The sequence below is a fragment of the Klebsiella africana genome, from assembly GCF_020526085.1.
GTDB classification, from domain to species: Bacteria; Pseudomonadota; Gammaproteobacteria; order Enterobacterales; family Enterobacteriaceae; genus Klebsiella; species Klebsiella africana.
On the sequence record NZ_CP084874.1, the window covers coordinates 1,980,894 to 2,001,587 of the forward strand.

Sequence of the window (20,694 nt, forward strand, 5' to 3'; positions counted from 1 at the left end):
CCTGCCCGAGGCAAAGTCATGGGGTTATTATTATGAGCATTGAACTCTGTACTTCTACATTAAAAAAGCTAAACAGCAAAATCATCCCCTTTATTATTATCTGCTATTTTGTCGCGAATCTTGATAAAACCAATATTTCCATTGCCGCGCTGCAAATGAACGCCGATCTGGGATTAACGGCCAGCATGTACGGCCTTGGGGTCGGGATGTTTTATATTTCCTATATTATCTTCGAAATTCCCAGCAACCTGATCATGACCCGAGTGGGAGCGCGGATCTGGATCGCCAGAATAATGATCACCTGGGGGATGGTGAGCGCCGGCATGGCGTTCGTCCAGACGCCGACCCAGCTCTATATTATGCGTTTTTTACTCGGCATGGCGGAGGCGGGATTCACCCCTGGGATTATTTACTATATCTCCTGCTGGTTTCCGAAAAGCAACCGGGCGCGGGCAATGTCATTCTTTTATATGGGATCGGTGCTGGCGTCGATCATCGGGCTGCCCGTCTCGGGGCTGATTTTAAATATGCATGGTATTGCCGATGTCGCCGGCTGGCGCTGGCTGTTCGCCATTGAAGGCGTTCCCGCCATCGTGCTGGGGGCGCTGGTACTCTGGCTGCTGCCTTCCAGCCCGCAAAAGGCGGCCTGGCTCACTGAGGCGGAGAAAGGCTGGCTGACGGCGCAGATTGCCGCTGATAACCGCGGCGCGGTGGTCAATCAACACGCCTCCTGGTTCAGTGCGCTGAAAAATAAAGTGGTACTCCTGCTGAGTCTGGTCTGGTTTCTGCAGGCGTTCGGCTCCATCGGCATCACGCTTTTCTTACCGCTGATCCTCAAAAGTATGGCCAGCGAGCAGAGCGATGTGATTATTAGTCTGCTGTCCGCGGTGCCGTTTATTTTCGCCTGCCTGTTTATGTACCTCAATGGCCGTCATTCGGATGTGACCGGCGAGCGGGCGTGGCATATGGGACTGCCGCTGATTCTGGCCGGTCTCTCGCTGGCTGTCGCCATCTATGCCGGCAACCTGCTGGTTGCCTATCTGCTGCTGGTGCTCACCGTGGGCTTTAATTTCGCGCTAACGCCGGTGTTCTGGGCGGTGACCACCGAGAAGCTGGCGGGCGTGGCGGCCGCGGCCTCCATTGCATTTATCAACACCATCGCCAATTTTGTCGGCTTAGGCCTGCCGCCGCTGCTCGGGAAAATTAAGGACCTGACCAACAGCTATCATTCCGGACTGCTGATCGTCGCCGTGGCGCTGGCCCTTGGCGGGGTTATCGGCATCATCGTCTCCCGGAGCGGCCAGAAACCCTCCGCCTTCCACTCTCTGAAAGAAGATAAGCTATGAAACTGAACGTGTTAAAACAGGCCTCGCTCCCGGATGCCCTGACTGCGGAACTGGCGCGACGCTATCACCTCGTGGAGATGACAGCACTCACCGATGCCGACTTTCGCGCGCTGGCTGGCACCTTTACCGTGCTCATCACCAATGGCGAAGCCACCGTGACGCGAGAGCTGATCGCCAGCCTGCCCGCGCTGGAGCTGATTGCCGTCTTTGGCGTCGGCTATGACGGCGTGGATGTGCAGGCGGCCGCAGAGCACCAGGTGCGGGTCAGCCATACGCCGGGGGTGTTAACCGACGATGTGGCGGATCTGGCGCTGGGCCTGATGCTGGCGACCTCGCGGCAGATCGTCGCCGCCCACAAGTTTATCGAAGCGGGCGAGTGGGCGGCGGGCGGTTTTCCGTGGACGCAAAAAGTATCCGGTTCGCGGGTTGGCATCGTGGGCATGGGGCGCATCGGCCAGGCCATCGCCCGGCGCTGCGAGGGGTTCGCCATGCAGATTGCTTATCATGACCGCAAGCGTCTCCCGGCGCTAAATTATGCCTGGCGGGAGGATCTGCTGACCCTGGCCGCGGAGAGTGATTTTCTGGTTATCTGCACCCCGGGAACGGCGGCAAACCAGGGGCTCATTAACCAGCCGGTGCTGGCGGCGCTGGGGGAGAAAGGGATCCTCATCAACATCTCGCGCGGCAGCGTGATTGATGAGCCCGCGCTGGTTGCCGCGCTGGAGAGCGAGATTATCGCCGGGGCGGGGCTGGATGTCTTTAGCCATGAACCGGCGGTACCGGCCGGGCTGCTGCAGCGCAGTAATGTGGTCGTCACACCGCATATGGCCAGCGCCACCTGGAGCACCCGCGCGGCGATGGCGCAACTGGTGCTCGATAACGTCGCCTGCTGGGCTGAGAAGAGGGCGCTAGTGACTCCAGTGGCGGAAAGCCTGGCGGGCTGACCGCCAGGCCGCGAACGTACTGGGCTGTGGTACCGTGCAGCGCGTTCGCGGCGGGGGATTACCCCCGGGGCTGGAGCTGATAAATCCAGGCACTGACCTGCTGCCCATCGTCGGTGGTCACCTCCACCGGCACCCGATCGTATCCCTCCTCGAAGTCGTCCAGCATGGGCCAGTGCGCCGCCAGCCGATCGGACAGGAACAGATAGCCGTTGACCCGCGGGCCGTGAGCGTCGAGGACGATCCCCGGGAAATCGGCGGCTGCGCCCCAGCCGCGCGCGTAAAAGGTGCCGGTGACGTAGCCGGGACGCCACTCGCCCCCGATCGCCTCCAGAATGTGCGCATTGCTGCGACCGGGACAGAGCGTCCCATAGACAAATAGCGGTTTCATTTTTCCTCTCGCGTTCATCGTCTTGCCCGCATACAGCGGAGCGGAAATCCAAAATACGGGGGAATTCAGCGCCTGGCAATGGCCGGGTAAGGCGGGATATCTCTCTGATGCCGGGGAGACTCTGGCCTCGGCGCTACTGAGGGTATATCGATTGCGGTGATATTTTTATTATTATTTATATTTAAGATAAATATAAATAATCCTGACGGAGGGATTAATTCGTGAATTAACATTCAACAGGGAAATAATAAAAGGGCCGCTTATGGAATATTCCTTCCACATGGAATCAACGAGAGTAATAAAGCTACCTTGGGTTGAATTCAGATATTATTTAGGGCCAGGCGTTACCTCCCCCTGCCTTTTTCGCTTTAAGATAAACATCCCTTGACCAAAAAATACCATCTAACTTCCAAACTCTCGCGGGCAGGGGAGATATTTCCTTTCCCTGAAGCGGCAGGCAATAAATCCAGCCGAACACATGGCGGATGAGGGATATCCGTCCGGGCATTAGATCTTGTCTGCAGACCAATGAAAGTGAAAGGCACAGGAGGTGCAATGAAGATTTTCCGCCCATTATGGCGCGACGGGGCTTTTCTGGTCCCGCAGCAGTTTCAGCAACAGGCCCGCTGGGATGCGCACGTCGCGGATACGGTCTCCCGCATGGCGCTCGCCCACCCGTGGGGGGTATTGCGCGCGGAGTTTGACGCGAGCGCGCTCACCCTTTCCCGGCTCAACGCCACCCGGCTGATCGTACGTTTCGCCGACGGAACGCTGATTGACACCGAGCTGGCGGATATTCTGCCACCGGTCCGCGATGTATCGGACGTGATGCAGGACAGCGTGGAGGTTCTGCTCGCTCTGCCGCTGCTCAGCGCCAGCGGCGGCAATCTTGATGACGGCCAGGAGAGCGCTCGCCCGCGCCGCTGGCGCGCCGAGCAGGTGACCGTCCAGGAGCTGGCCGGCCATGAACGCAGCGAGCTGGCCGTTCTGCGTCACGCGCTGACGCTGCGTCTTTCCACCGAGGAAAATGCAGCCTTCCTTACCTGCCCGGTAGCGCGTCTGGTACGCGATGCCCAGGGGCAGTGGATCGTTGACCCGGGGTTTATTCCACCGCTGCTGTCGCTGGCGGCAAGCCCGACGCTGGTTAGCGAGCTGGGTGAGCTGTTACATCGCCTGCAGGCCCGGCGCAGACGCCTGATGGCCATGCGCCGTGAAAGCAATGCGCGGATGGCTGATTTTGCCGTGGCGGATGTCTCCCTGTTCTGGCTGCTCAATGCGCTGAACAGCGCCGAGCCGGTTCTCAGCGAACTGCTTCAGGACCCTTCGCGCCATCCGGAGCTGCTCTATCGCGAACTGGCCAGGCTGGCCGGCAGTTTGCTGACCTTCTCTCTTGAACATCATCTGGAAGCTATCCCCCGCTACCGGCATGCCTCGCCGGAGCAGGTATTCCCGCCGCTGTTTGCCCTGCTGGATACGCTGCTCGAAGTCAGCCTGCCCTCAAGGGTGATCGCCATCGCTCTGGAGCAGGGCGCCGACCGGGAGATCTGGCGGGGCAGGCTGCACGATGCGCGGTTGCGCGAGGGGGCGGATTTTTATCTGTCGGTACGCTCTTCACTCCCCCCTCACCAGCTACAGAGCCGCTTTCCGCAGCTCTGTAAGGCGGGGAGCCATGATGATGTCGCCGAGGTCGTCAACATTGCTCTGAGCGGTATCGTAATTAAACCGCTGAGCCACGTGCCGGCGGCCATTCCGCTACGTCTGGAAAACCAATATTTCACTCTGGATCTCTCCACCGATGCCGCCCGCGCGATGCTGGAGGCTGGCAACTGCACCTTCTATACCCCGGAATCGCTTGGCGACGTGAAACTTGAACTCTTTGCGGTACTGCGCTCATGAATACCTCTGAAAGCGATCTGATCAACAAAACTTTTTACCCGGGCTGGCTGATGGTCAGCCAGTTACGCTGCGGCCAACCGGTGACCGATGGCGAGGCGCTCTATCGCCAGGCCTGTCGATGGGTGACCGAGGCGCGCGAGGCGCTGGCGGCGGGGGGAGTCAGTGACGCCAGCGCTGAGCAGATGCTCTATGCCTACTGCGCGCTGATCGATGAGAGCGTCCTCAACCGCGCCAGTCAGGATGATGGCTACCGCAGGTGGCGCAAGGATCCGCTGCAGGCGCGCTTTTTCAGCACCCTCAACGCCGGGGAAGAGCTCTGGGAACGGATCCGCCAGCTGCTGCGAGAGCCCGCGGCGGATACAGCAGTGCTGACCTGCTTCTTTCGTACTTTACAGCTGGGATTTGTCGGACAGTACCGCGCCGAGGATGACGAACGGCGGGAGGACGTGGCGCAAGCGCTTGGCGCGCGGGTCCCGCCGTTCAGCATGACCCAGGAGACGCCAGTGGTGGTTCGTGCCTCCCGGCTGCGCAGCGGACGGCGGAGGTACTGGTGCGGCTGGGCGGCGGGCATTGTGGCGCTGGCGGCGCTGTGGTTGACCTTCTCCGCCATGCTGTCACAGATGGTGGCGCAGATAGCAGGGCAGGGATAAGAGATGCGTGATAACGCCCGTCGTCTTCTTACGCTACTGACCGTCATCCTGGCCCTGTGGCTGGTGCTGGGCTTCTGGCCGCTGTCTATTGGCAGCCAGGTGATCTTCAGTTTGTGCATCCTGCTGGCGGCCGGCGCGGCGCTCTGGCGTCAGCGTCGCCGGGCAGTCAGCCGTCAGCGACCGGAAATCGTCCTGCCGCCCGAGGATTTTCAGGGGGCAGTGGTTCTGGTCTGCGGAGATACCGACGGTCTGTTTCCCGGGCGTTCGGCGCACGGCGAAACCCGTCACGGCTGGTATCTACGGGGAGACAGCGCGGAGCAATTGCCGCGGCTGGCGCAGTACCTGGCGGCGGCGCGTCCGGCGCTGGTATCGCAAGTTTCCGTGCTGCTGGCGGTGGTACCGGAGCACCACACCACCGGGGAGCATCTGGCGCAGTCGCTGCGCGACTGGCGGCGGAGTATCGTTCAGTGCCGAACCTGGCTAAACGGTCTGCCGCCGGTGTGGAGCGTGTTCTGGGTGACGCCGCCAGGCGGCCAGGTAGCGGAAAGCCGCTGGTTTACCATCACTCCGGAGAGAACTGGTGTCCAGGTGCAGCAGAAGGGACAAGCGCCCCAGTCGGTTGCCGGGTGGCAGCGGGAGGGCAGCTCTGCCTCACGCCTGCATCAGACGCTGTGGCTGGAGAGCATTCTGACCTTGGCCGAAAACGCTCTTTTCCGGCCATTCCGCGCCCAGCAGGCGGAACTTCCTCCGCTGAACCTGTGTGCTGCGGGCATCTGCCTGACACCGGTGGCACCGGTGGCGAATAACCTCTGGCAACAGCAAATCGTCGGGATCACCACGCTCTCTCCTGGCAACGCCGCGGCGCCAGGTCCTCACCCGCTGCCGGATCTTCTTCTGTCGTCACTGCCGCACCGCCACGGGGTCAGCAGCCGGATGCGCGATGCCGGTCTTGCCGCTGGCGTGGGCTTCCTCTTTCTGGCGCTGGCGATGCTGGCTTCCTTTATCAACAATCAGCGCCTGGTGCGCAGCGTCGGCGATCATCTGGCGGTGTATCACCGCCTCAGCGGCACGCCGCCGACGCCGAAGCTGCAGGCGCAGCAGCGTCTGCGTGCCGACAGCCGCCTGCTGGATGACTGGTTGCGCCGGGGGGAGCCGCTGCGTTATCGGCTGGGGCTGTATCAGGGGGGGCGGCTGCTCCCCTTCGTGGAAGCCGCTATCAATGACTGGGCGCCGCCCCCGCCGGTGCGTCCGGTCATTAAGCAGGTTGTGCAGGGGCCGCAGACGATCCGCCTCGATAGCATGGCGCTGTTCGATACCGGCAAATCGGCGCTGAAACCGGGTTCGACAAAGCTGCTGGTGAACTCGCTGCTGGGCATTAAGGCGAAACCCGGCTGGCTGATCGTGGTGGCAGGCCATACCGACAGCATCGGCAACGATAGATCCAATCAACAGCTCTCTCTGAAGCGTGCCGAGGCGGTCCGCGACTGGATGCGCGATACCGGCGATGTGCCGGAGAGCTGTTTTGCGGTGCAGGGCTACGGCGCAAGTCGTCCTGTCGCCAGCAACGAGACGCCAGAGGGGCGGGCGAAAAATCGCCGGGTGGAGATCAGTCTGGTCCCGCAGAAGGACGCCTGTCTGACGCCGGGCACGGCTAATACGTCAGGAGCCGGGGCTGACGCCTTAAAAAACGAAACCGAGTAATCCGCGACCCCGATCGCGGAGGTTGAACAACAATCTGCCTGCCTGACCTTGTGCGCTACGGGTCCCTGATAAACAGGAAACAGCGATGGGCGGTAGCGTGCCTGCAGCCAGTCAAACTTGTCGGCAAAGCGAGGCCTCTGCGGGGATGAAGCGCAGGAAAGGGGATGGATAAAGGAGATCATTATGGATAGCGCTAAGGACAGTGGCAGAGAAATGCTGGCGGCGATAAACGTTGAAGGCTCCGGTTTCTGGCTGCTTTTTTTATTTCTCAGTCAGTGAATATAAATATCCCTGGGGTTACCTTTTAGTTACGAAACTCCTGGTGGGGTATCTGATATATCGATATGCACATAAATATATTTATGATGAATGAGATGATTATCATTAAACAAAATTAAACAGGGCGTCCTGTGAATTGATTTTTGATAGTCATTACAGCGGAGTAAAACAGGAATATAATGGATACCTCTTCAATAATTACCGGCACCACCCTTAACCGTTACCAGCTGGATATTCCTTCATGTACCGCATCGCTGGATGTGGAAGAATTCAGTGGGGCAGAAAAACTGAGTGAACTTTATTATTACACTATTACGTTTACCAGCGCAGAGAAAAATATTGATGCCTCACAGCTCCTGAGCAAACCCGCCATGCTGACGATGGGCGGCGGCGCACTGCAGCAGCTGGCGGACTGCAAACGCGTCCATGGCGTGGTGACTGCCTTCCGGCGTATCAATCGTTCTGAAGATCAGTCGACCTATCAGATAACCCTCCAGCCGTTTCTCTCCCTGCTGGATAAACAGTTTCGCAGCCATCGTTTTTTCGTCAACAAATCGGTACCGGAGGTGGTAGAGCAGGTATTGCAGGAACATCACCTGCATGACTGGGAGTATGAGTTTAATCTCAAGCAACACTATCCACGGCGCGAGCAAATTAATCAGTATCAGGAGAGCGACCTGGCGTTTATCCAGCGCCTGCTGGCAGAGGTGGGGATATTTTATTTCTTCACCCTGCAGGAAGAGGCCCAGAGCGAAGTGGTCCACTTCGCCGACGCGCAGCGGGCGCTGATGTTCGATAAGACACTTCCTGTAAACAGCCCGTCCGGGATGAGCGACAGCGGTGCGGAATCGATATGGGGTCTGAGCATCACCCACAATGTCGTAGAGGCGAACGTCACTACCCGGGATTATAACCCCCGCGATGCGCAGAGCGTTCTCCAGTCGGCAACAGCGGATATGACCCGGGGAAATGGTGAAGGCATCACTTACGGTGAGGTATACCACTATAAGCTTCGCCACCGGGAGCGTGGCGATAAAATCGACCCGCAGACGGAGACCGCCAACTTCTATGCCCGCCTCGACCATGAGCGTTTTCTGGCTCACCAGACGCTTATTACCGCGAGCAGTACTGCAGCCTGGCTGGCGCCGGCCCAGGTGCTGACCGTTACCGACAGCCTGCCGTCGACCCTGCCTGCGCCCATACAGGATCCGCTGTTAATCACCGGCACCGGTTTTACCGCCAGCCGCCGGGAGGCGCTGCGGGTGTCCCTGCTGGCGGTGCCCTACAGCGAAACATTGTGCTGGCGTCCGCCGCTGCCGCCGCGCCCGAAGGTGACTGGCACCATGACGGCGCGGGTGACCAGCGCGAAGGCGAATGATATCTATGCCTGGCAAGATGCGTCCGGCCTGTACCGGGTGAAATTTGACGCTGACAGAGAGGAGAAAGGGCAGGGTCAGGAAAGCATGCCGGTGCGTCTCGCCAAACCCTACGGCGGCGACGTGTACGGCTTTCACTTCCCGCTGATCCAGGGCACGGAGGTGGCGATTGCTTTCCACGAAGGCGATCCCGACCGGCCGTATATTGCGCATGCGCTGCATGACTCGCGGCATGTCGATCCTGTGACGGAGAAAAACAGCACCCGCAATGTGATTCGTACTCCGGCCAATAATAAGCTGCGAATGGAGGATAAGCGCGGCGAGGAGCATATCAAGCTCAGCACCGAGTACGGCGGCAAGACGCAGCTGAATTTAGGACATAACGTTGATGCCAGCCGCAAGCTTAGGGGGGAAGGGTTTGAACTGCGTACCGATTCGTGGGGAGGGATCCGGGCGGGGAAAGGGATATTCATTACTGCGGACAGCCAGCCTGAGGCACAAGGGAAAGTGCTGGATATGGCTGCAGTACATTCCTTGTTGACGCAAGCCGTTAGTCAAATGGAGTCTCTTTCACAGGCAGCATCAGCAGCAAAAGCACAGCTCTTGCAATATGAGCAACAACAGGCACTGATGGAAGAGAAGTTACTTGCGCTAAAGCAGGCTGTATTACTGATGAGTGCACCAGAAGGTATTGCTTTAGCCAGTGGAAGTCATCTTCAGGCAGTTGCAAGCGAAAATATTTATATGACTGCAGGGCAAAATGTTGAACTGGGAGCAAAGAAAAATATTACTCTTGCCGCTTCTGAAAAAATATCAATCTTTACCGAAACTGAGGGCATAGAAGCTATTGTGGCCAAAGGCGATCTAATATCACAGGCTCAGTCAGGAAATATTGAAGTAATAGCTAAGCAAAATATTTCGCTGACCAGTACAACAGAGGGTATGACTTTTACAGCGGCAAAAACTTTAACGTTTACCTGTGCTGGCGGGGCATACATTCGCCTGTCCGGAGGAAACATCGAGTTAGGCTGCCCTGGTGATATTATGATGAAGCAAAGTAAGCTTCTCTACAGTGGCCCAGCTTCTATGCAGTCAAATATTCCAGAACTTCCTGATAGTGGTCCACAGTCAATGAGTTTTATGCTCTTAGATGCTCTTGGTAATGCTGCGCCATCTACTATGAAAGTGAGTCTTTTTGATAGTAAATCAAAAGAACAAATATGGAGTTCTGCTTTTAATGATGGAGAGTCAGGTTGTTTTGAACCGCCTGAAAGTGAAAATTTTCATGCAATAATTGGCGATGATAAATGGACGAGCCTCTTTTCTTATAACGATGAGCATGATATTGAGGATGAGACTGATGATGACCTGGATTTCGATGAACATGGTCCGCAATATGATGGTGAATTAAACGAACAAGATAAGGAATAGCCATGGAACAGTATACAGTTCAGAAGGGTGACAGCCTGTGGAAAATCAGTCGTAAATTCGGAATTGATGTTAATGAACTGGCCAATATTAACGGTCTTCTCACTAAAGCAGAGCAGCATATTATCCAGCCCGGTCAGGTATTGAGTTTACCATCAAAAGACAAAGTTTATGATACTCAATTGACTTTGAGGATTTGCGATCTCGTCTGGCGCCCGCTTGGCAATGCAAAACTCAGACTCACTTTTGATGGTAAGACGTATGATTATGTAACAGACAGCACTGGTGTTGTCGCTGGTCTGCTTATTGAAGACAGTACCAAAGGTATAAAGGTTGAACTGCAACATTTAAATAAAAAAGAATACATTCTGATTGCCGACCATAAAAAATTGCCTTTGGGGACGTTAAGCCTGCGGATCTCGTCCAGGGAAATGATAATCAAAGGGAGTACCAGTGTTAAAAAGGGCACCCAACAATCGAGTAAGCAACAGGAAAAAGAAAAAGCGAAACAGAAAGGTGGCTCATCTGCTTCCAGTCCATCAGAAAACAAAACCAAAGAAAGACAGACTCCTTCTGTAAACCAGACCACCAGGACTGAAGGCGGCGCACCCACCAGTGTGAGTAATATCGGTAATGTCAGTGAAGGGTTACGCCTTCCTCCAGAGGCAGAACAATATCGAGATTATATCATTGAAACAGCTAAAAAATATGAATTCCAGCCAGAGGGACTTGCTGCATTAATTTATGCAGAGTCAAGATGGAAAGCAAATGCGACCAATCCTACTGGTTCTGGAGCGGTAGGGTTAGGACAGTTTAAACCTGATACATGGTTATCTTACTGCACTAAACCTGAATCCAAGGTTTATCAGTTTATAACAGAAAAATACTCATACCAAAAATTAATATATAGAGATAATAAACTTTTTGGCGAGTCAGTTGACGGAACTATAACGGAAATCGATACAGATACTGTTTTATCTTTACGGGTTAATGCAGAATACAATATTGATATGATTGGATTGTATGATCGAAAAGGGATTGACTCACTTAGTTTAAAGTTATCAGCAGTTAGTGCTCTTGAATCAGATGAATTAGTTAAAATAGCTTACCTTGTTCATATGAATGGGGCATTTGGCGCATATGACATTATTATGAATGGGAAAGAAACTCCTGGAAAAGGCGAAAAAATCCCGACTAATATTGCTTTCTATAACCGACTAATTGGTAATTTAAAAGATAATGAGATGATAATTAGGTATTATTCTATTGATAGTACATGGAGGACCGCTTTTGTTGCATGGATGGTCAATTATTTCGATTCAATTATCGTACCTGATCATTACCGAATTGAACCGAAGATGAAAAATTACTCCACCAAAGATATTATTCAGAAACTTAATTCTACGTACATTCTAAATACGGATTTACCTCCAGTAACTATTATGAATTCGCAGCCAAGAAATACCCCATCTCCTTCTGTAAACGTTGAGGGGAATACATGGAGTAATCCACTTTCTGTTTGCCGGATTCGTACTCATGCTCTTCCTCGAGTCCGTAGTGCTACTTTTAAGGGATGGAGAACTCGCTCTAATGGACGTCGTTATCAACACCAGGGCTTGGATATAGAAGCTGCGCCAAATACACCAATATTTTCAGTAGCAGATGGTCGCATCGCTTTTATAATTGATCCTCCTCGTAGTGATTATGGCAGACAGTTATGTATTATTGTTCAGGTTGACGATCTTCCACTAGAGAAGGCGTTGCTTTGTAGATGTAATGATAGTGAAATTAGTGAGGTTTATTTTTTCTACGCCCATCTGTCTGCAATTCATTCTGGTTTAGAGAGGGGAGACCATGTACGTTGTGGTGAATTATTGGGAGAAACTGGTTGCACAGGTAATGCCAATGGAATGACCAGTATAGCTTTAGGTGCTCATCTCCATTTTGAAGTTAGAGTAAAAGAGAGACCTGGTCCTGGTATAGCAAACAGGCTTGATCCTGCTCCTTTCATCGATGGGTTTAATTATCCTTAACAAGAAAATGAGAAATGAGAATTTTTATTAAATATTCTTTCATGTCGCTTTTATTTTTAGAGGCGGCAAGCTTACAAATCTGTTATGCGTCAGATAACTCAGTATCCAGCGTCAACTCGGATACAAATTCCATGACATTCTCGGAGATTTTTTCAAGACAGGAACAACAACGTGTTGATGAGGAATATCGCGGTGATTATCGTAATTACAAAAATAAGCAAAATAATTTACCTGATTCTCAGAGGAGCAAAGTTTTTTCAAGTAATGAATATTGGTTGGTAAATAAAGAACAGGATCTATGGCTTGGCTTGTTTGATGGAAAAAATATCAAAGTGCCAGCAAACTATTACAAGGACATTCCTAATGGTGGGTATCATCAACAACGAATATTAAGAGTTAAAAGAAAGGGTAAAATTTCACAATTTCTATTGCAACGTGAAACTAATAATTACCCATCTAAATGTCTCAGTGTAATAAATAATATAGTTTTTGACTCTTCATTATATACATATTTTTACTCTGGATGTACTAGTTTTAGTTTTGAACCTAACTCAACCCGCCATATCATATTATATGATATTTTACTATATGATAAAATATATGATGCGATAATTGTGCTTGATTCAATACCTTATTCAACTCCTGAAGATCTTAAATATATAAAAGAATCTTTGGTGTCAATAAATGGATACTATCGGTATGATGCGCTTGACGTTGCATTTAGAATAATCGCAAAAGATCAGATCGTTATTGTTGACCCTGACACAGGCAAAGCTTTACCTAAGGTACCAAAAACTGATGACAATGGGAAAATCATCTTGATTAATGGAAAGCCAGTAATGGTTGATGACCCTGATGGCTATAATCCTGTCATTTTAAAAAGGCTTCCTGAAGTTACTATTTTTGATTAATATCTTTATCAATTATTTTGATTATCCATAGGATGGTAAATCATGAAATATTTTGTTTTATTTTATTTTTTGATATCAACACAATTTATCCATGCTAGCGATAGAAATGATGAGATACTCTTTTCCAAGAGTGACCCTGGAAATCTATTAGATCGAGATGCAAACGAAAGATATCATGATCAATTTATTGATTTTAAAACAACTCAAAACAATCTCCCAGATATAAAGAGAAATAAGTCTTTATTTTCCAATCAGTATTGGTTGGTAAATAAAAAACAGGACTTATGGATTGGGGTGTTTGATGGGAAATATGTAAAAATACCCGCAGGTACTTATGTTAATATTCCTGGTGAAACGTTATTTCCTGAAAGCATAATTCGAATAAAAAGAGGAGGTAAAATATCTCAATTTTTATTACTAAATAGTAATTGTACATATCCATCCGTTTGTGTCAATCGAAGAGATGGGATATTATTTGATGCTCATGATTATATGGTTTTTTATACTGGATGTGCCCGTGATGATAGATTAGCCTCTAAAAAATTAAGCGTTTTTTATAATATACTATTTTACAGTAAGACATTTGATACAATATTGCGGCTTGATGAATTCCCTGATTCTGCATTGCAGGGCGAAAGTATCAATGTTTTCAAAACATCTATTGAAAAAGTTAAAGATTACTATATCGATTATAGTATCGAGTCGGCATTTAAGTTTACAGGTCCAGATCAGGTTATCGTTGTTGATGAAAAAACTGGAAAACCTCAGGAGAAGGTTCAGGAAACAGATGATAATGGAAATCCTGTCATGAAAAATGGTGAACCGGTTATGATTGATGATCCCGATGGATTCCAACCTGTCATTTTAAAAAGACTTCCTGAAGTTACTATTGCCAATTAATATATCAGACTGAATAGATTAGAATATGAAAAAAACTATTTGTGTAGGTGATAAAACATCTCATGGTGGATCTGTCTTAACGGGCTCATCTCAGATAATCATTGATGGTAAATCTGTGGCACGTAAGTCTGATCTAGTCTCATGTCCAACACACGGTATAAATAGTATAAGTGAGGGAGATGAAAAACATTGCGATAACGGGTTAGCTGTTGCGTTAGAAGGGCATCGCTGTTCATGTGGCGCTATTCTTATTTCCACCGGTTCGCGTGTTTTAAAGGAATGAATTTATGCCAGTAAATATTTTTGATATTCCTTCGGAAGAGAAAACATCCCAAAAAACATTATCATTATGGGTTGAATTCGGAATTTGTGTTTGTATTCTTGCTGTATATGTATGTGTTTTTTTGGTTTATTTTCCTGAGTATTTATCAAAAAATAATTATGCTTTCTGGTCTGAGTTATTGCTGGTGCCGCTACTCTTAAACGGGGCTGTATTTTTCTTCAGAGTTATAATATGGAATAATGAGGATATCGAAACAGTTTACTGGAATAAAACTCGCCTGGATTATTATCAGGAGTTGCTTCAAAAAGGAAGGGCCTATCTTGAGGTCATTGAGTTACAGGTCAGATTGCCTGATTTAAATGGTGGTGTGACTAATATCATAGAGGGGGATTTATTGCCTGTTCGCTATGCACCAAAGTTAACGCATATGTCCAGATATCTTAGTTTTAATTCCCCAATAAATGAATTAAATAGCATTCATCAAATACAGGATAGAAATGCTATTTTATTTAATAAAATAATGGGATTTCTAATTAATGATATCCATATGCATATAACCCTTTTGCCTAAATATGTTAGGGTAAAAGTGATATGCGCTCTTAATGATAATTTAAAACCTCTGATGGAAAAGATTTGGCAAGAACGACTTGATAATATATATCCGGGGGGGGATATTGAGTTTAGTAGAAACTTATCTGAATCCATCGATAACTTGCTGGATAGCTCTTCTGATGAATATATAGTTCTTATTGCCGCCAGTTTTTATGGCGCAGAATTACTTGACGATGAAATCGACGATAAATCTGAATCTGTGATGTTTTTGTTGGGAAGACTGAGAAATGATGGTGAGACTGGTGGTCGCTCATCTTTAGGGGCTTTTTTTTCGACCAGAATGTGATTGGGTAGGAATAGATAAATCGCTCCTTTGGGGAAGGGTTAATGAAGGGAGGCGGCTATCTGGTGTTATATATTCTGGGTTGAATGAAGAAGAGCTTAAAAAAGTGGTGTTAAAAACAACAGATGTAATGTCGGAAAGTGCACTTTCGTCGTATATATACGTTGATTCAGACAACTATTTATGTAAATGCCCGCCTCTTACCGAGTTTTTGCAATTGAGTTATGTAAATGAGCATCTTCCCCCTGGACAGTATTTATTGGTAAATAAAAATAATGATGTTTTGAACTCTCATTTGTTTAACTCGGTTGCCAGTGTTTAGAGGTTTATTATAACATGAAGAAAATCCTTATTAAATTTTCTGGCGTTTTTTTTGTCGTTATTATTACTGTTATTTTGTTTCTACTATATTACCTGTGGGGACCATCCCTGGGATGGATGGAACCAGCAGAAAAATTTCGGGTGCTCTGTACTATTTTCGCAGTTCCTGTTTTCCTCTCTTTGTTGCTAGTCAGTCGGTACTCACTTGTTGCGTTTGCATCAAGATTGCGTTTTTTCCGTAAGTTAAATGATAAACAGAATACTTGGTCAAACAATAGTGCTCATTTGAAACAGGTAGACATAAGTAAAAAGATAATAAACGACGTACAACAAGTTCTGCGACATACTTACGGTCATTTCTGGCATAGCAAAGTCCGTATCCTGCTGATGACCGGCTCAGTCAGTGATGTGGAACAACTGGCCCCAAAACTCACCAGGGAACTCTGGCAGGAAGACCGGGGGACTGTGCTGCTGTGGGGTGGTGATCCTGCGACTCCGGCCGATGCAGACTGGCTGGCTGTGTTGCGTAAACTGCGCCGCCGTGCGGTGGACGGAATGGTCTGGGTGACCTCAGCGCTGGACGTTCTGCCGGCAACGGAAAACAGCGCAACCTCAGGTCTCACGCCAGATGCAATGGATAGCGTGTCTCATGCTTTAAAGCTTCGCTATGAGGCTCTGGGCTGGAAGCTGCCACTGTACGTCTGGTCGCTGCATCCGCGCGCCGGAGAACAGGCCGGGCGCGTCACCCAGCCAGTGGGGTGCCTGTTGCCTGCGAATTGTTCACCGCAGACGCTCGCCGGACAGCTTACCGGGCTGATACCGCAGCTGACCGCGCAAGGCATACAGCAGGTCTGCGGTCAGCCACAGCACAATTTTTTACTCGCGCTGGCCGATCAGTTGACCCGTAAACCGGAAACGGTGACGGAGCCGTTATCGGTACTGCTTAATCCTTACCGCCCGCAGCCGCTGGCCGGAGTGGTGTTCAGCGCGCCGTCGGCGGAGGCCGGCCGCAGCATCAGCCATCACTGGGGCCGGGATAACCGCTGGGATATTCTGCCGGACAGGATTACGGAATTACCCGCAGGTCTACGTCCGCGCAAACAGGGAATCAACTGGATGCGTGGGATGAGCGTGGCCACTGCCGCCCTGATGTTACTTTGGGCCGCCACTCTGCTGGTCTCTTTTATCGCCAACCGCGAGTTGGTGGCGACCGCACAGCAGCAGGTGCAGCAGGCCTCGGCGGGAAAACAGCCGCTGGCCGTACGCCTGCATGCGCTCTCCGCGATACAGAAAACGCTTTCTAAACTGGAATACCGCTCACAGCACGGCGCGCCGTGGTACTTCCGCGCTGGCCTCAGTCAGAACGATGACCTGCTGGCGGCGCTGTTCCCGCGCTACGGAGAGAGGGCGCAGCCGCTGCTGCGCGATGCGGCGGCTGAACATCTTCAGCGGCAATTGAACGCCTTCGTACAGCTGCCGCCGGACAGCCCGCTGCGAGAGACGATGACGAAGACCGCTTACGGACAACTGAAACAATATCTGATGTTGACCCGCCCGGAAAAAATGGACGCCGCGTGGTTCGCTACCACGCTAATGCAGGACTGGTCGCAGCGCTCAGGCATCGCCGACGCCGTCTGGCAGGGTAGCGGCCCTTCGCTACTGGCATTTTACGCCGCCAGCCTGGCGTCGCATCCGCAGTGGCGTCTGCATACCGACGATGTGCTGGTCAGCCAGGTGCGCACACGGTTAATTCGCCAACGGGGCCAGCGCAACAGTGAGTCCACGCTTTATCAGAAGATGCTCGCGCAGGTGGCGAATCAGTATGCCGATATGCGCCTGGCGGATATGACTGCCGACACCGATGCTTCGCGTCTGTTCAGCACTGATGAGGTGGTGCCGGGCATGTTTACCCGTCAGGCCTGGGAGCAGGCCGTGCAGCCGGCCATTGAGAAAGTGGTCGCGGAACGCCGCGATGAAATGGACTGGGTGCTGAGTGATACGAAGCAGACTGCCGCACAGTCGACGTCGCCGGAAGCTCTGCGAGCCAGGCTGGCGGAGCGTTATTTCGCTGATTTTAGCGGCGTCTGGCTGGATTTCCTCAATAGTCTGCGCTGGCAGCGCGCGGCGACCCTCTCCGATGCTATCGACCAGCTGACCCTGATGGCCGATGTGCGCCAGTCGCCGCTGGTGGCGCTGATGAACACCCTGAGCGTGCAGGGGCGAACCGGCCAGACCGGGGAAGCCATTGCCGATTCGCTGGTAAAATCGGCCAGGCAGCTGTTCAACCGTGACAACTCGCCCGCCATCGATCAACGGTCCGGCGCGCGCGGACCGCTGGATGCCACCTTCGGGCCCGTACTGGCGCTGCTGGACAATCGCGATGGCGGAACGCCGACCAGCCGTCTTAGCCTGCAGACCTTCCTGACCCGCGTCACCCAGGTGCGTCTGCGCCTGCAGCAGGTCACCAACGCCACCGACCCGCAGGCGATGACCCGGTTGCTTGCGCAGACGGTATTCCAGGGCAAGGCCGTGGATTTAACCGAAACGCGCGACTACGGCAGCCTGGTGGCGGCGGGGCTGGGCCAGGAGTGGAGTGGATTTGGGCAGACGCTGTTTGTTCGCCCGATGGAACAGGCCTGGCAGCAGGTGCTGACCCCGGCGGCGGAAAGTCTCAACGCCCAGTGGCGCAGCGCGGTGGTGGAGGACTGGAATAGCGCCTTTGGCGGCCGCTACCCCTTTAAAAATACCAGCAGTGAAGTCTCTTTGCCGCTGTTGGCAAAATACCTCAACAGCGAGACCGGACGCATTGCCCGCTTTCTGCAGACCCGGCTGAACGGCGTGCTGCATAAAGAGGGGAGTCGTTGGGTGGCGGACAGTATCAATGCTCAGGGGCTGACGTTTAACCCAGCCTTTCTGCAGGCGATGAATACCCTTACCCATCTCTCCGACGTCGCGTTCGCCAACGGCGAAGCAGGACTATATTTTGCGCTACGCCCCGGCACCGCGGACGGCGTGATGCAGACGGAGCTGGTCATTGACAGTCAGAAGCTTGTCTATATGAACCAGATGCCGGCCTGGCGGCGGTTCAGCTGGCCCGCTGACACCGAAGCGCCGGGCGCCACCCTGAGCTGGATCAGTACCCGGGCGGGCACCCGCCAGTATGGCGATTTCCCGGGCGCCTGGGGCTGGATCCGTCTGCTGGATAAGGCGGTGGTCTGCGCTTATCCCGGAACGAGCAGCAGCTGGAGTCTGAGCTGGAAAGCCCCGGATGGTCTGTTGCTGAACTACACGCTGCGTACCGAGGCGGGGGAAGGACCGCTGGCGCTGCTGTCTCTGCGAAACTTTACGCTACCGGAGACGATATTCAGCGTGCGCGCGCCTGCTGAGCGTGTTCCGCTGACCGACGATATACCCGGCGAAGAGGGGTACTGAAACCGCCTCCCAGACTGATTGGCGTTGACCTGCAACGCCAGGCCTCCTTCGCTCATGGCCGCCCGACGGCCAACTAATCTGACCGCGCAGCCATGCTGCGTGTCTCCCTGTAGACGAATAAGGGAATATTCATAATGGACGATTTAACCCTGCGATATTTTGACGCTGAAATGCGCTACCTGCGCGAGGCGGCAAAAGCGTTCGCGCAGGCTCACCCCGATCGGGCGGCGATGCTGGATCTCGATAAAGCCGGTACGCCGGACCCTTACGTTGAGCGCCTGTTTGAAGGCTTTGCCTTTTCCATAGGTCGCTTGCGCGAAAAAATTGATGATGATCTGCCGGAGCTGACCGAGGGGCTGGTCAGCATGCTGTGGCCGCACTATTTGCGCACCATTCCGTCGTTATCGATCGTGGCGCTGACCCCAACGCTGCCGGCGATGAAGATGGCGGAAACGGTGCCCGCCGGATTTGAGATTAGCTCCCGCCCACTGGGGCCGAAAAATACCGTGTGCCGGTACCGAACCACCCGCGATCTGACGCTTAACCCACTGGCGATAGAGGAGGCGGTGATGACGGCAGAGCCGGACGGACGTTCGGCTCTGCGACTACGATTCGCCTGTAGCGAGCTGGCTGACTGGTCGCAGACCGATCTCCGCCACCTGGCGCTGTACCTGGGGGAAGACGCTGTTACCGGCAGCGCTCTCCATCTGTGGCTGACCCGACGCCAGGCCGCGCTGTACCTGCGTCTGCCGGGTCAGACAGAGCGGGTAAGCCTCGACGGCTATTTTTCCCCGGGGGGATTCAGCGAGGAGGATCGTTTATGGCCGAAGGGGGAGAGCGCTTTCAGTGGCTATCAGTTGCTGCTCGAGTATTTCACCTTTCGCGAAAAATTTATGTTCGTGCAGCTAAATGGCCTGGAAAACATCACGCTGCCGGCGGGGATATCGCATTTCACGCTTGAGGTGGTGTTCAGCGAGGTCTGGCAAAGCGATTTGCCCGTCAGCGCAAGCAGCCTGCGCCTGCACTGTGTGCCGGTGATTAACCTGTTTACCCTCGAGGCCGATCCGTTGACCATCAGCGGCCTGGAGAGCGAATACCTCCTGCGTCCGAAGCGCCTGCAGGACGGGCATACCGAAATCTATTCTGTCGACAGCGTGACCGGCTCCGGGCGCACCGGGGAGGCATGCTATGTGCCTTTCACCCGCTTTCGTCACCAGGGGGGAATGATGCGTCGCCATGCGCCAGAGCGCTACTACCACACCCGTGTCAAACGGGGCGTCACTGGCATGCACGATACCTGGCTTATCCTCGGCGGACAGCAATGGGAGGCCGACCGGGCGCTGGCGCGGGAAACGGTCTCCTTGCGCATCACCGGCACTAACGGCCAGCTGCCGCGCCGGGCGCTACAGAGCACGCTGCTGGATCGCTGTGAGTCGATATCAGCCACGCCGCTTACCGTCCGCAATCTCTGTAAGCCCACGCTGCCGGCCTATCCCCCGGCGGAAGACCGCTACCACTGGCGTGTCATGAGCCATCTGGGCACCCGTTTTCTCAACATGATGAGCAGCGCCGAGGTGCTGCGCGGCACGCTGTCGCTCTACAACTGGCGGGAGGATGAGCTCAATAATCGCCGTCTGGACGCCATTCTGGCGGTCAGCCATCACCGAATTCAGCGTTTCGAGCAGGGCTTCCTGCTGCGCGGGCTGGATATCGAAGTGACGCTCGACGGCAGTGGATTTACCGGTGCGGGCGATGTCCACCTGTTTGGCGATATGCTCAACCGCTTTTTCGCACTGTATGCCGATATGAATCAGTTCAACCAGCTGACGCTCATTATTCAACCTGAAGGGAAATGTATCCGGTGGAAAGAGAATCACAGTCTGCGCTTGCCCGGCTGATGGATCAGCTCCG

General features: G+C 52.8%; 14 protein-coding genes and 2 pseudogenes. 15 read left to right on the plus strand and 1 reads right to left on the minus strand.

Annotated features, from left to right (window positions below; translation table 11 throughout):
- The first annotated feature begins 32 nt into the window (after positions 1 to 32).
- Positions 33 to 1,346, plus strand: a complete 1,314-nt coding sequence (locus tag LGL98_RS09600) for an MFS transporter (protein ID WP_136030296.1) — start codon at positions 33 to 35, stop codon at positions 1,344 to 1,346.
- A complete protein-coding gene (locus LGL98_RS09605) occupies positions 1,343 to 2,290 on the plus strand; it encodes a 2-hydroxyacid dehydrogenase (RefSeq protein ID WP_136030298.1) in 948 nt (315 codons plus the stop codon). The genes LGL98_RS09600 and LGL98_RS09605 overlap by 4 nt, the downstream gene beginning before the upstream one ends.
- Before the next feature lie 58 nt (positions 2,291 to 2,348).
- Here LGL98_RS09605 and LGL98_RS09610 read toward each other — a convergent pair whose 3' ends face one another.
- Positions 2,349 to 2,678 (minus strand): gamma-glutamylcyclotransferase family protein, encoded by a 330-nt coding sequence (locus tag LGL98_RS09610; RefSeq protein ID WP_136030299.1) that lies wholly within the window; start codon positions 2,676 to 2,678, stop codon positions 2,349 to 2,351.
- A gap of 114 nt (positions 2,679 to 2,792) precedes the next feature.
- Between LGL98_RS09610 and LGL98_RS26265 the strand changes: the two are divergent.
- From LGL98_RS26265 to tssF, 13 genes and pseudogenes are all read left to right on the plus strand, one after another.
- Positions 2,793 to 2,996, plus strand: a pseudogene (locus LGL98_RS26265) (hypothetical protein); the annotation flags it as partial.
- Between the two features lie 237 nt (positions 2,997 to 3,233).
- Complete coding sequence (tssK, locus tag LGL98_RS09615) at positions 3,234 to 4,574, plus strand: type VI secretion system baseplate subunit TssK (RefSeq protein ID WP_136030301.1); 1,341 nt, start codon at positions 3,234 to 3,236, stop codon at positions 4,572 to 4,574.
- Complete coding sequence (tssL, locus tag LGL98_RS09620; RefSeq protein WP_136030303.1) at positions 4,571 to 5,224, plus strand: type VI secretion system protein TssL, short form; 654 nt, start codon at positions 4,571 to 4,573, stop codon at positions 5,222 to 5,224. Before tssK ends, tssL begins: the two co-directional genes overlap by 4 nt.
- 3 nt (positions 5,225 to 5,227) lie before the next feature.
- A complete protein-coding gene (locus LGL98_RS09625) occupies positions 5,228 to 6,925 on the plus strand; it encodes an OmpA family protein (RefSeq protein ID WP_136030305.1) in 1,698 nt (565 codons plus the stop codon).
- Between the two features lie 183 nt (positions 6,926 to 7,108).
- Positions 7,109 to 7,233 (plus strand): annotated as a pseudogene (locus LGL98_RS09630) (hypothetical protein).
- Positions 7,234 to 7,383: 150 nt separating this feature from the next.
- Positions 7,384 to 10,011 (plus strand): type VI secretion system Vgr family protein, encoded by a 2,628-nt coding sequence (locus LGL98_RS09635; protein ID WP_136030307.1) that lies wholly within the window; start codon positions 7,384 to 7,386, stop codon positions 10,009 to 10,011.
- A gap of 2 nt (positions 10,012 to 10,013) precedes the next feature.
- On the plus strand, positions 10,014 to 12,041 hold the full coding sequence (locus LGL98_RS09640; protein ID WP_071891524.1) for a peptidoglycan DD-metalloendopeptidase family protein: 2,028 nt from the start codon (positions 10,014 to 10,016) through the stop codon (positions 12,039 to 12,041).
- Positions 12,042 to 12,055: 14 nt separating this feature from the next.
- Positions 12,056 to 12,952, plus strand: coding sequence for a hypothetical protein (locus tag LGL98_RS09645; protein ID WP_226651838.1), 897 nt, complete (start codon positions 12,056 to 12,058; stop codon positions 12,950 to 12,952).
- 42 nt (positions 12,953 to 12,994) lie between these two features.
- On the plus strand, positions 12,995 to 13,852 hold the full coding sequence (locus tag LGL98_RS09650) for a hypothetical protein (protein WP_023285292.1): 858 nt from the start codon (positions 12,995 to 12,997) through the stop codon (positions 13,850 to 13,852).
- A gap of 25 nt (positions 13,853 to 13,877) precedes the next feature.
- Positions 13,878 to 14,135, plus strand: a complete 258-nt coding sequence (locus LGL98_RS09655; protein ID WP_029499423.1) for a PAAR domain-containing protein — start codon at positions 13,878 to 13,880, stop codon at positions 14,133 to 14,135.
- Positions 14,136 to 14,139: 4 nt separating this feature from the next.
- Complete coding sequence (locus tag LGL98_RS09660; protein WP_226651840.1) at positions 14,140 to 15,033, plus strand: hypothetical protein; 894 nt, start codon at positions 14,140 to 14,142, stop codon at positions 15,031 to 15,033.
- A 333-nt stretch (positions 15,034 to 15,366) separates the two neighbouring features.
- Positions 15,367 to 18,783 (plus strand): ImcF-related family protein, encoded by a 3,417-nt coding sequence (locus tag LGL98_RS09665; protein WP_208431238.1) that lies wholly within the window; start codon positions 15,367 to 15,369, stop codon positions 18,781 to 18,783.
- 134 nt (positions 18,784 to 18,917) lie between these two features.
- On the plus strand, positions 18,918 to 20,681 hold the full coding sequence (gene tssF / locus LGL98_RS09670; RefSeq protein ID WP_136032231.1) for a type VI secretion system baseplate subunit TssF: 1,764 nt from the start codon (positions 18,918 to 18,920) through the stop codon (positions 20,679 to 20,681).
- Positions 20,682 to 20,694 lie beyond the last annotated feature (13 nt).